General features: G+C 41.4%; 12 protein-coding genes. 7 read left to right on the forward strand and 5 right to left on the reverse strand.

The features are described 5' to 3' along the window. Positions 1-9: 9 nt before the first annotated feature. The 5 genes from BW139_RS07315 to BW139_RS07335 all read left to right on the forward strand — a co-directional run bounded on the left by BW139_RS07315 (position 10) and on the right by BW139_RS07335 (position 3,340). Entirely contained in the window at positions 10-528 is a 519-nt protein-coding gene (locus tag BW139_RS07315; protein ID WP_076919221.1) for an OmpH family outer membrane protein, read from the forward strand. 7 nt (positions 529-535) lie between these two features. Further along, positions 536-1,558: a UDP-3-O-(3-hydroxymyristoyl)glucosamine N-acyltransferase gene (gene lpxD / locus BW139_RS07320; protein ID WP_008110976.1), complete on the forward strand. Its 1,023-nt coding sequence runs from the start codon at positions 536-538 to the stop codon at positions 1,556-1,558. Positions 1,559-1,585: 27 nt separating this feature from the next. After that, positions 1,586-2,038: a 3-hydroxyacyl-ACP dehydratase FabZ gene (gene fabZ, locus BW139_RS07325; protein ID WP_008110974.1), complete on the forward strand. Its 453-nt coding sequence runs from the start codon at positions 1,586-1,588 to the stop codon at positions 2,036-2,038. Between the two features lie 2 nt (positions 2,039-2,040). Beyond that, entirely contained in the window at positions 2,041-2,811 is a 771-nt protein-coding gene (gene lpxA / locus BW139_RS07330) for an acyl-ACP--UDP-N-acetylglucosamine O-acyltransferase (RefSeq protein WP_076919222.1), read from the forward strand. Between the two features lie 136 nt (positions 2,812-2,947). After that, entirely contained in the window at positions 2,948-3,340 is a 393-nt protein-coding gene (locus tag BW139_RS07335) for a septal ring lytic transglycosylase RlpA family protein (protein ID WP_076919223.1), read from the forward strand. Between the two features lie 12 nt (positions 3,341-3,352). Here the strand turns inward: BW139_RS07335 and cydC are convergent, their stop codons facing one another. The 5 genes from cydC to BW139_RS07360 are packed head-to-tail and all read right to left on the reverse strand — an operon-like array spanning position 3,353 to position 9,743. Then, positions 3,353-5,089 carry a thiol reductant ABC exporter subunit CydC gene (cydC, locus tag BW139_RS07340; protein ID WP_076919224.1) on the reverse strand — a complete coding sequence of 579 codons (1,737 nt, stop codon included), beginning with the start codon at positions 5,087-5,089 and terminating at the stop codon, positions 3,353-3,355. Next, a complete protein-coding gene (gene cydD / locus BW139_RS07345; protein ID WP_076919225.1) occupies positions 5,082-6,857 on the reverse strand; it encodes a thiol reductant ABC exporter subunit CydD in 1,776 nt (591 codons plus the stop codon). The genes cydC and cydD overlap by 8 nt, the downstream gene beginning before the upstream one ends. Then, complete coding sequence (cydX, locus tag BW139_RS07350) at positions 6,847-7,011, reverse strand: cytochrome bd-I oxidase subunit CydX (RefSeq protein ID WP_008110965.1); 165 nt, start codon at positions 7,009-7,011, stop codon at positions 6,847-6,849. The genes cydD and cydX overlap by 11 nt, the downstream gene beginning before the upstream one ends. 12 nt (positions 7,012-7,023) lie before the next feature. Then, a complete protein-coding gene (cydB, locus tag BW139_RS07355; protein WP_008110962.1) occupies positions 7,024-8,163 on the reverse strand; it encodes a cytochrome d ubiquinol oxidase subunit II in 1,140 nt (379 codons plus the stop codon). Continuing rightward, a complete protein-coding gene (locus BW139_RS07360; protein ID WP_010388142.1) occupies positions 8,160-9,743 on the reverse strand; it encodes a cytochrome ubiquinol oxidase subunit I in 1,584 nt (527 codons plus the stop codon). Before BW139_RS07360 ends, cydB begins: the two co-directional genes overlap by 4 nt. Before the next feature lie 293 nt (positions 9,744-10,036). On the opposite strand from BW139_RS07360, the gene lpxB reads away from it, so the two are divergent. Continuing rightward, positions 10,037-11,194 (forward strand): lipid-A-disaccharide synthase, encoded by a 1,158-nt coding sequence (gene lpxB, locus BW139_RS07365; RefSeq protein WP_076919226.1) that lies wholly within the window; start codon positions 10,037-10,039, stop codon positions 11,192-11,194. Beyond that, complete coding sequence (gene rnhB, locus BW139_RS07370) at positions 11,184-11,783, forward strand: ribonuclease HII (RefSeq protein WP_010388148.1); 600 nt, start codon at positions 11,184-11,186, stop codon at positions 11,781-11,783. Before lpxB ends, rnhB begins: the two co-directional genes overlap by 11 nt. The last annotated feature ends 1 nt before the right edge of the window (position 11,784 follow it).

The raw sequence follows: 11,784 nt of genomic DNA on the forward strand, positions 1-11,784 counted from the left end.
GAGTTTTTTATGAAAAAATTATTCAAATCAACAGCAGTTGCGATTTTAGCTACACTTATGATGGGAACATCAGTTAATGCTTTTGCTCATAAAGTGGGTATTGTAGATATGCAAGAAATTTACAAGCAGCTTCCACAAATGGCCAAAATTGAGCAGTCTTTACAAACTGAATTTGCTGAGCGTCGCCAAGAGCTTGAAAAGTTACAAGGCGATATTCGTTTTGAAGCAGAAAAGTTTAAGCGTGAAAGCACCACAATGAGTCAAGACCAAAAAGACGCATTACGTGATAAAATTCAGGGTATGCAAAAAAATCTTGCTGAAAAGGGTCGTCCATTAGAGCAGGAAATTAAAGCACGTCAAAATCAAGAGCTGGCTAAAGTTCAGACTTTAATTATTAAAACTATTGAAGAAATTGCCAAAGATGGCGACTTCGACGAAGTTAAAGTAAAAGACACAACTATTTACTTTAACCCTAAAGAAGTAACTGATCTTTCTGAAAAAGTTGTAACAGCTGTAAGTAAGAAATAATTAATCTATGCAAAATTATACGCTTTCGCAAATTGCGGAACTTCTAAGCGCCGAGCTTCAAGGTGATGGCGCTTTAGAAATTAAAAAAATAGCGACACTTGCAAATGCCCATACTGGGCATATTGCATTTTTAGCGAACAAGAAATATCGCTCTCAACTTGAGACAACACAAGCCAGTGCGGTGATACTGAGCCCTGACGATGCACCTTATTTTTCAGGCAATAAAATCATTGTTACTAATCCCTATGTTAGTTACGCCAAGTTAGCTCAATTAATGGATACTACCCCGCGTAGCGCATCTCACGGTGTGCATCCAAGTGCGGTTATACATGCTACTGCACAAGTGAGCAAAAGTGCAGCCATTGGTGCTAATGTTGTAGTTGAAGCTGATGCTGTAATTGGTGATAACGCACAAATTGGTCCGAACAGTTTTATTGGTGAACGTGCTAAAATAGGTTCAGGCACCAAACTTTGGCCAAGTGTGAGCATTTATCATGATGTTGAGATTGGCGCAGACTGTTTATTGCAAGCAAACACTGTTATTGGTAGTGATGGTTTTGGTTATGCAAATGAACGTGGTGAGTGGCTTAAAATTCCACAACTAGGCTCTGTGATCATTGGCGATAAAGTAGAAATCGGTGCAAGTACCACCATAGATCGTGGTGCACTCGATGATACTATTATTCATAGTAACGTTATTATTGATAACCAATGTCAGATAGCACACAACGTTGAAGTTCAATCAGGCACGGCTATTGCCGGTTGTACTGTACTTGCAGGCAGTGTCACCATAGGTAAAAATTGCCAGATTGGCGGCATGAGCGCAATTAACGGTCACATGTCTGTGTGTGATGGTGTTATAATTACCGGCATGAGTATGGTGACCAAATCAATCACCGAACCAGGTATTTACTCATCTGGTATGCCTCATACGACTAACAAAGAATGGCGAAAATCAATTGCTCATTTGCGCAACCTTTCAGACATGAAATCACGTCTAAAAGCGCTTGAAGCATTGAATAAGTCATGATCGTTGAACACTAAAAAGGATGCTATTTTGGCAAACGAATTAAATAGCCTTGATATTCAAGAAATTTTAAGTTTATTACCGCACCGTTACCCGATGCTACTAATTGATCGTGTAATCGATTTCACTCCAGGTGAATCGTTGCATGCAATTAAAAATGTATCGATTAATGAACCTATTTTCACTGGCCATTTCCCAAATCAGCCGATTTTTCCTGGTGTGCTAATATTAGAGTCAATGGCGCAAGCAACGGGTCTATTAGGGTTTAAAACGGTTGAAAATCGTAGCGAAAACGAACTTTACCTATTTGCAGCTGTAGACAATGCTCGTTTTAAGCAGCCGGTTGTGCCAGGTGATACTATGCATCTTCATGTTAAGTTTTTAAAAGAGCGTCGTAACATATGGAAATTTGCGGCTGAAGCTAAAGTTGACGGCAAAACAGTGTGTAGCGCCGAAATCATGTGTGCTAGAAGAGAGTTTTAATTGTGATCCATGCTACGGCAATAATCGAACCGGGTGCAAAACTTGGTAACAATGTGTCAGTTGGACCATACAGTTACATCGGTAATGATGTTGTTATTGGTGATGACTGTATTATTGAGTCTCACGTTGTTGTTAAAGGGCCTTCTACTATTGGCTCTGGTAACCATATTTTTCAGTTTGCTTCTGTGGGCGAAGCCTGCCAAGACAAAAAATACAACAACGAGCCAACCAGCTTAATTATTGGCGACAATAATGTTATTCGTGAATGTGCAACTATCCACCGCGGCACAATTCAAGATGAAGGCGTTACTAAAATAGGCAGCAATAACCTATTTATGGCTTACACTCATGTTGCGCATGATGCTGTTGTTGGCGATAACGTTATTTTTGCAAATAATGCCAGTGTAGCCGGCCATGTTCATGTTGGCGACTGGGTGATTTTAGCGGGTAACTCCGGTGTGCATCAATTTTGTAAAATTGGTGCGCATGCATTTGTTGGTATGTATTCGGGGGTAAACAAAGACGTGCCTCCATTCGTTACCACCATTGGTATGCCAGCAGGCCCTGCAGCAATCAATACTGAAGGCATGAAACGCCGTGGTTTTGAAAGTGATGAAATTATGGCAGTACGCCGCGCGTACAAAGCGTTTTACCGCAAGAGCTTAGGTGTTGATGAAGCGATTGAGTCACTTGCTGAAGACGCTGAAAAATATCCAGCAGTGCAATTGATGATTGATTTCGTTAAAAGCTCAGAACGCGGTATCGTGCGTTAATACAGAGCATTTTAATAGATATAAAAAACCACCTTTGAGCAATCAAGGTGGTTTTTTATTAGTTGATTAATAATTCAGTCTCTACTCAGCCTTGTCCCATTACACTCCCTGCACATTTTCCTATAAAGTATAAAAAATGAAACAGACGAAATTAGTATTTATTTCAGTACTATCGGTTATTTTGACCGCCTGCAGTACTGCGCCAAACAAGATAAATAGTCAACAAAGTGATATCTCAGAACGAGGTAAAGCATCATTTTATGCCGACAAATACCACGGCCGAACTACTGCCAGTGGCGAGCGCTTTAGCCAACAAGCGGCAACAGCTGCTCATTTAAAACTCCCGTTTGGTACACGAGTAAACGTTACTAATATTGCTAATAATAAGTCAGTGGTGGTGAAAATTAACGACAGAGGCCCTTATATCCGGGGGCGAATTATTGATTTATCTAAGGCGATGTTTGAAAAAATAGCCGACCCTAAAGTCGGCGTTATTGATGTAACGGTCACCGTTATTGATAAAAAATAATACTGCTAAGGACTAAAAGCGGGTCGTTAACGCCATATAGTCAGGGTGTTCATTGAGCAATTGTTGATGTGAACCTTGAGCGATGATCTGTCCGCTGTCTAACCAGATGACACTATCCATTTGCGATAACAACGCTGGATCATGAGTAATTGTTAATACACTAGCATGCTCTTTTAGCTGTAAAATACTGTTCATAACGGCTTGTTTAGAAATAGTGTCGAGTCCTTCAGTCGGTTCATCAAGCACTAAAATGGCAGGCTGTTGCAGCAGCGCTTGTGCCAAGGCGATACGTCTTGATTGACCCTGAGATACGTTTCGACCGCCGGTACCCAAACGGGTTTTTAACCCTTGTTTGAGCTCAGAGAACCAACCACCTAACTCTGCCTGTTTTAATGTTGCTATCATTTGTTGCGAGGTTGCATCGGGAGCTGCGTAAGCAAGGTTTTCGCCTAATGTACCATCAAAAATATGATGCTGCTGGGCTAAAATATTTAATGTTTTTGCACGACACTCATTATTTAACTCATGTAGGTTTATGATTTCTTTGCCGCTTTGTAAGCTTATTGTTCCTTGCTGTAGCGGCCATAAACTACTAAGCAAATTCACTAAGGTGGTTTTACCACTTCCACTTCGCCCAACAATGGCTACTTTATGCTTCGCGGGGAGCGCAAAACTCACATTATTTAATGCCTGCTTTTGGCCATAGTGATAGCTGACATTATTTAATGACAAAGCCCAGTGCTTATTTAATAGCTCAATATCTGTGGTGGATACATCACTTGTATTAAGTGTTTTGTCTTCAAGGGTAAAGAGTCGTTCAGCTGCTTTAAGTACATTAGGGAGTTCAATAAAGGCATTGGGCAGTAACAACACGCTTTCAAAACTGGCAAGCACAAACAGGCTCAACATCGCCAGCTCTACATTGACCATAGCACCGCTAAACACTAGCGGCACAATAGTAACAATGCTGGAAAGCATAGCCAATTGCACTATGAGTAAGCTCAATCCATCAGCGTTGCCAAGAGCCTTATGACGAATAAATAATTGCTGATTATACTGCTCACTTAACTGATCACATTTAGTGAGTTGCTGGTGTCGAGCTTGATAAATATTTAGTTCTCTGAGACCCGTTAAGGTATCTGAAAGCTCTGCTCTTAGTTGCGCACTAAGTAAGGTTTCTTGGTGGCTATTTTTATCTAATTGCTTACTTAATATTGCCGGTATAACCACCCCAATAATAACAATCCCAACAAAACAAATAAGAGCGACATTCACATTGTAGGCTGACATAAACAGCATAATAATAGGCACAGTCAGTAAAGCTACTAACATCGGCAGCAACACATTTAAATAAAACTTATCTAGTGCGTCTACATCGTTTTGCAAGCGATTAACTAAATCGGCACTGCGGCTCATAGCTAAATCAAGGTTATTAAGTCTACTGAGTGTGGCGAACATATTTACTCGTATTTCACTTAACAATAAAAATGTGGCGTTGTGAGTAACTAAGCGTTCAGCGTAACGTGAGGCGGTGCGCACAATCGCCAAAAAACGAATGGTGCCAGCTGGGGTAAAGTAGTTCATATGGACGCCTGCAATTCCTGCGGCTGCCATAGAAGCTAAAAACCAGCCGGAAATAGCGAGTAAGCCTACATTAGCTAGCACCGTGAGTGACGCTAGAAACGTCCCTAAAAGCATCGCTTTATAATGAGGGCGGCACAATTTAAGTAAACGAATAAAGTTAGTCATTAGTCGCTCCATGTTGCGCTGTTTGCAGCAGCTTTGCAAATTCGCCAGATTGCTGGCTGAGCGCTTTGAAATCGCCGTGTTGAGCGATGCAGCCGTTTTCCATAACGATAAGTTGCTTGGCATTTTTTACTGTATTTAAGCGATGTGCAATGGTGATCACCAAGTGTTTTTGTGCATATTCAGCAATAGCGTTTTGAATGAGTTGCTCGGTTTGGCTATCTAAATGAGCGGTTGGCTCATCGAGCATTAAAATAGGGGCGTGTTTTAAAAATGCACGAGCTAAAGCGATACGCTGTTTTTGCCCGCCAGAGAGTCCTTCGCCTTGCTCACCTATTAAGGTATTAAAGCCATCGGGCAGCTCGTTAATAAATTCCAGTGCGCCTGCTTGCTTTGCAGCATGTTCAAGTGCTTCATGTGAAGCGCTAGGGTTACCTAGTTTTATATTGGCGGCTAGGGTATCGTAAAATAAGGTTGGCTTTTGTGGGATCCATGCAATGCTTTGTTGTAATTGACTTATATTCGCAGTCGCCAATGGTTGTTGGTCAATGGATATGTGTTGTATTACTTCTGGGTGAAAACCAAGCATGCAATCAAGTAGGGTGCTCTTACCTGAGCCACTAGCTCCCACAATGGCTACTAGTCCTGTGCTTGGCAGTGTTAAATTAATATTCTTAATTCCCTCATTACTGTTAGGGTAACTAAAGTTGAGATCATGGATGCTGATAGTATTGTTAGCATCAATATTGATATTCGCTGTGTGGCTATTATCATTTGCGGGCAGTGGTGCATTTAAAATAATCAACATATCTGCAGCAGCACTAATTCCCTGCAGGCGTGCATGGTAATGGCTGCCTAATTGGCGAAGGGGTAAATAAAATTCAGGTGCTAGTAACAGCACTACAAAGCCAGTAGCAAAATCTAGGGTGCCAAAAAATAATCTAAAGCCAATAATTACCGCTACCAGTGCCACACTAATTGTGGCTAAAAACTCCAGAGCAAAAGAGGATAAAAAAGCAATTTTTAACACGTTTAGCGTTGCGTGTCTAAAGTCATCGGAAATACGCGCGATTTGTTTGAGTTCTTTGCGTGTGGCATTAAATAGTTTTAGTTGAGTAAGCCCTTGTACGCGATCAAAAAAATAGTTTCCTAGTACTGCCAGTTGTTGCCAACGTTTTTGATTAAGTGCCTCGGCTTTGTGGCCAACTAGAATCATAAAAAAGGGAATAAGTGGCGCGGTTAATAAAAATATTAATCCTGCTTTGTAATCGGTCGGAAATATAACCACTAATATTGCAATAGGAATAAGGGCACTGTAGGCAACCCCAGGTAAGTACTTTGCATAGTAGTCATGGAGTGCTTCTACGCCATTGTGCAGCGTGTTGAGCGTTGCACCTTGGCCATGTTGCTCTATATAACTTGGGCCGAGTTGTGTGAGTTTATCGAGTAAGGTTTGGCGAATAGCCGATTTAATTTTAAGCGTAGCAAATGCGCTTAATCGCTCGCTGAGTGCTAAGAAAATGGCACGCAGTAAAATAATACCCGCTAAAGGCCATAAATAGTGGGTTACTTGGGCTAAACTATGCCCTTCAAACATTACCTCATGAATGGTTTGCGCGAGTAAGTAAGCTCCTGCAATCATTAAAATTGCATTAACTGTTCCAAGTGCAATGCTTAGCTTTAACCACATTGCCGCCGGTTTACTCTGCTGTTTTAAAAAAGCGCGCAGGGGTTGTTGCTGCGCGCGATTTGGTCGGGGATTAGTCGTCATTGTGATTTGTATTATGCTCGTTTAATAAATCATGGGTGGCTTGTTCATCATCAGCAATACTGTTTTTATTTTGATGAAATTCATACCACATCACGTTTATAACGCCTAAAGTACAAGCAAGCAGTACACCTAAAATCCACGCGAAATACCACATAATTTAGTCTCCTTAATAGCTGCCGTGAGGGTTATTTTCAATTTCATCAACGGTCACTCTGCGCCACATTTTCACATAACACCAGGTGGTGTAAGCTAAAATGAGTGGCACAAATATAACCACAGCAATAAACATAACATTGAGTGTTCTGTGGCTCGAAACCGCATCCCAAATTGTTAAGCTAATATCAGGGTTATTGCTTGAAGGCATAATAAACGGAAATAACGAAACGCCCGCAGTCATAATCACCCCAATTAACATCACACTGGTTGCTAATAATCCCAAAGCGGGCTTATTCAATTTAGAAAACAGGAGTGCACACAGTGCCATCGCAAATGCCAAAATAGGGAAGGTCATTGTCCATGGACGTTCACTGTAGTTATTAAGCCATGCGCCTTGAGCCGTGGTAACTACTTTTGCCAATGGATCTGCATGACCTTGGGTGTCGCCCATAGAGGCAATTTGATAACCTGTTAGGTTGGCAACCCACACACCGGCCGCTGCAAATAATACTATAAAGGCAAGTAATGAGTAGCGACCATATTGTCCTGAGCGCTCAGCAACTTGATCAGCGGTTCGCAGTTGTAGCCACATTCCCGCGTGTGCAATTAACATGGTAATACTAACTAAGCCGGCAATGAGCGCAAACGGATTAAGTAAGGCAAAAAACGACCCTTGATAACTAACTCTCAATAAATTATCGATATGAAACGGTACACCCAAAAACAAGTTACCAAACGCTACACCAAATACCAGCGCAGGTATGGCACTACCGGCAAACAAGCCCCAGTCCCAGTTATTACGCCAGCGTTTAGAGTCAACCTTAGAGCGATAATCAAAGCCTAAAGGTCTAAAAAATAATGCAAATAACACCAGCATCATGGCAAAGTAAAAACCAGAAAATGCTGCCGCATACACCATAGGCCATGCTGCAAATAAAGCGCCACCTGCGGTTATAAACCATACTTGGTTACCATCCCAATGGGCGCCAATAGTGTTAATAACGGTACGGCGTTCAGAATCTGTTTTGCCGACTAAGCGTAGCAACATGGCAACGCCCATATCCATACCATCGGTAATGGCGAAACCAATTAACAGCACACCAATAATTAACCACCAGAGCATTTTTAATGTTTCATAATCAAAAATCATGATAGTTCTCCTTTAGCAGCCGAGCTGTGATCAGGTAATTCAAAATGGTACTTACCGGTATGAAGGGAGCTTGGTCCTTGCTTAATAAATTTAATCATTAACCATGCTTCAACAATCGCCAATCCAGTATAGAAAACAATAAAACCAGTTAAGCTAATTAAAATATCATTTACCGTCAGTGATGACGTTGCTAAAAAGGTCGGTAACACTTCAGAAATTGCCCATGGCTGGCGGCCATATTCAGCCACAATCCAACCAAACTCAATGGCAATCCAAGGCAGAGGAATGCTCAATACCGCCGCCCACAACAACCAACGTTTTTGTTCAATAATACGATGGGCGTTGTAATAAAAAGCAAGGATAAATACGCCAAGCATGATCACGCCACAGCCAACCATAATCCTAAATGACCAAAACATAGGACCCACTTTAGGGAAGGAGTCTTTAACGGCTTGTTGTATTTGTGCCTCACTGGCATCTGCTACATTAGGGGTATAACGTTTAAGTAATAAGCCATAGCCTAAATCATCTTTCACGTTATCAAACTTTTCGATATTTTCAGGGGTATCGTCACCTGCGCGAAGTTTTTCTAGGTATTCATAAGCAATCATGCCATTGCGAATACGCTTCTCGTGTTTTTTCTCAAGATCTGAAATACCAATCACTTGCTCATCAAGTGAGCGTGTTGCAATAATGCCTAATGCGTAAGGAATTTTAACCGCAGCATGAGTTACTTGCTCTTCAGAGTCAGGAATACCTAGCATAGTAAAAGCTGCGGGGGCTTCTTCGGTATGCCATTCAGCTTCAATGGTCGCGAGTTTTACTTTTTGTACTTCACCGACTTCGTAGCCAGATTCATCACCGAGTAAAATAACACATAAAATAGAGGCTAAACCAAAGCCTGATGCCACCGAGAACGAACGTTTAGCAAATGCCAAATCACGTCCTTTTAATATGTACCAGCTACTAATCCCAAGCACAAACATAGACGCCGCAACATAACCTGCAGACACAGTATGAATAAACTTAACTTGCGCTACAGGGTTAAATACTAGCTCTGCAAAACTAGTCATTTCCATACGCATGGTTTGATAGTTAAACTCTGCCCCGACTGGGTTTTGCATCCACGCATTAGCAACTAAAATCCATAGCGCAGACATATTAGTGCCCAGCGCCATTAAAAATGTTACCCCTAAATGCTGGCGTTTAGAGAGCCTGTCCCAACCTAAAAAGAACATCCCCACAAAGGTTGATTCTAAAAAGAAGGCCATTAAGCCTTCAATAGCCAGTGGTGCACCAAATACATCACCCACATAATGAGAGTAATACGACCAGTTAGTACCAAACTCAAATTCCATGGTGAGGCCGGTAGCCACACCAATAGCAAAGTTAATACCAAATAACTTGCCCCAAAACTTAGTCATATCGCGATAAATCTCGCGACCGGTCATAACATAAACCGATTCCATAATAACTAAAATCCAGGTCATACCGATTGTTAACGGCACAAATAAAAAATGAAATAGAGCGGTGACAGCAAACTGTAATCGCGATAGATCCACAAAGGTTTCATCTATCATTTTTGGCTCCTTTGGTTGTGATGCACTGACAGCACAAAGCAATTGTTAATGTTTTTAATAAACTTTCAGTAATTTCTGAAAGTTTGCATCATTATTGGCGTTTGTACAATTTTTGTCAACATGTATATTAGAAAACTTTAATATACTATGACATTACATCAGTCTATAAAATACGCAATCATCAATTAAGAGTAAGCTAGAAAAAAGTGGTGCGTTTTAAGCGTTTAACCTAGCCTTAAAACACGGTAAACTAATCGGTATGAACGCCGGGTTTACTTGTGAAAAAATAGCAAATGAAAAAAGATAAAAAACAACTACGAATTGGTATTGTGGCAGGTGAACTGTCGGGCGATATTTTAGGTGAAGGGCTCATTAAAGCGCTTAAAGCGCATTTTCCTGATGCAATCTTTGAAGGTATTGCAGGTCCTAAAATGCAAGCACAAGGCTGCAAAACGCTGTTTGATATGGATGAACTGTCGGTTATGGGGTTGGTTGAAGTCCTTGGCCGTTTACCGCGCTTGCTAAAAATTCGCAAACAACTTGTGCAGCATTTTATTGATAATCCTCCTGATGTGTTTATAGGCATTGACGCGCCCGATTTTAATTTACGTGTAGAAAAACCGTTAAAAGATGCGGGTATTAAAACTGTGCAATACGTTAGCCCTTCAGTATGGGCGTGGCGTGAAAAACGCATTCACACCATAAGTGCAGCCACTAACTTAGTATTGGCTTTATTACCTTTTGAAAAAGAATTTTACGACAAGCACCAAGTACCTTGTACTTTTGTAGGCCACACATTAGCCGACGACATTGCACTTGAGCACGACGATAGCCAAGCCCGTAGCCAACTAGGCTTAAGTGCTGATGACAAGGTGTTAGCGTTATTACCCGGGAGCCGGGGATCAGAAGTGGGCCTGTTAAGTGAAACTTACATAAAAACAGCGGCGCAGTTACAAACGCAGAACCCAGCGCTTAAAGTCGTTGTGCCACTGGTGAATGAAAAGCGTAAAGCGCAGTTTATTGCTATTTTAAATGCCACAGCGCCCTCACTTAATGTTAACTTACTGGATGGGCAATCAAATTTAGCCATGCAAGCCGCCGATGCCATATTACTGGCATCAGGTACGGCAACGCTTGAGGGCATGTTATATAAAAAACCAATGGTGGTTGGTTATAAAATTAAACCACTGAGTTATTGGATTTTTAAAACCTTATTTACCTTTAATATTAAATATTTTTCGTTACCTAATTTATTAGCAGACGAAGAGTTAGTGCCAGAGTTTTTGCAAAGCGAATGTAATGTCGCTAATTTAACAGCAGCACTTACCCCTATGCTAAATAGTGACAATAAAGAATTAAAAGCCCGCTTTTTAGCCATACATGAAAAAATTAGATTAGATGCAAGTAAACAAGCTGCAAGTGCAGTGGCGGAGTTAATAAATGCAAATTGAACGACCTAATGTAACCCTAATTGCCGGTGTAGATGAAGTGGGTCGTGGACCGCTGGTGGGCGACGTGGTTACTGCCGCTGTTATTTTAAATCCCAATAAGCCAATCGCAGGCTTGGCCGATTCTAAAAAATTAACGGATAAAAAACGTCAATTATTAGCCACTGAAATAAAAGAAAAAGCACTGTGTTACGCCATTGGCCGTTGTAGTCCAAGCGAAATAGATGAGCTAAATATATTACAAGCCACTATGCTTGCCATGAGTCGCGCAGTGGAAGCACTTAGCACAGTGCCTGAATTTGTGTTTGTAGATGGTAACCGCCTGCCTAAATTAGCTATGCCCGCCCAAGCGGTGGTTAAAGGTGATAGCTTAGTCGCTGAAATATCAGCCGCATCTATTTTAGCAAAAGTGGCTCGTGATGATGAAATGATTGAACTTGATGCGCGCTATCCACAATATGGGTTTGCAGGGCATAAGGGGTATCCGACTAAAGCACACTTTGCAGCGCTTGAGCAATACGGCGCTATAGATGAGCATCGTAAGAGCTTTAAACCGGTGCAGCGTGTGCTTGCGCTTTCGGGTAAGGAGTAAT

The sequence above is a fragment of the Pseudoalteromonas sp. SK18 genome, assembly GCF_001974855.1.
GTDB lineage: Bacteria > Pseudomonadota > Gammaproteobacteria > Enterobacterales > Alteromonadaceae > Pseudoalteromonas.

Coding starts and splice junctions, on each gene's coding strand:
- BW139_RS07315 (WP_076919221.1), top strand. CDS start 10: ATGAAAAAATTATTCAAATCAACAGCAGTTGCGATTTTAGCTACACTT.
- lpxD (WP_008110976.1), top strand. CDS start 536: ATGCAAAATTATACGCTTTCGCAAATTGCGGAACTTCTAAGCGCCGAG.
- BW139_RS07335 (WP_076919223.1), top strand. CDS start 2,948: ATGAAACAGACGAAATTAGTATTTATTTCAGTACTATCGGTTATTTTG.
- cydC (WP_076919224.1), bottom strand. CDS start 5,089: ATGACTAACTTTATTCGTTTACTTAAATTGTGCCGCCCTCATTATAAA.
- cydD (WP_076919225.1), bottom strand. CDS start 6,857: ATGACGACTAATCCCCGACCAAATCGCGCGCAGCAACAACCCCTGCGC.
- cydX (WP_008110965.1), bottom strand. CDS start 7,011: ATGTGGTATTTCGCGTGGATTTTAGGTGTACTGCTTGCTTGTACTTTA.
- cydB (WP_008110962.1), bottom strand. CDS start 8,163: ATGATTTTTGATTATGAAACATTAAAAATGCTCTGGTGGTTAATTATT.
- BW139_RS07360 (WP_010388142.1), bottom strand. CDS start 9,743: ATGATAGATGAAACCTTTGTGGATCTATCGCGATTACAGTTTGCTGTC.
- lpxB (WP_076919226.1), top strand. CDS start 10,037: ATGAAAAAAGATAAAAAACAACTACGAATTGGTATTGTGGCAGGTGAA.
- rnhB (WP_010388148.1), top strand. CDS start 11,184: ATGCAAATTGAACGACCTAATGTAACCCTAATTGCCGGTGTAGATGAA.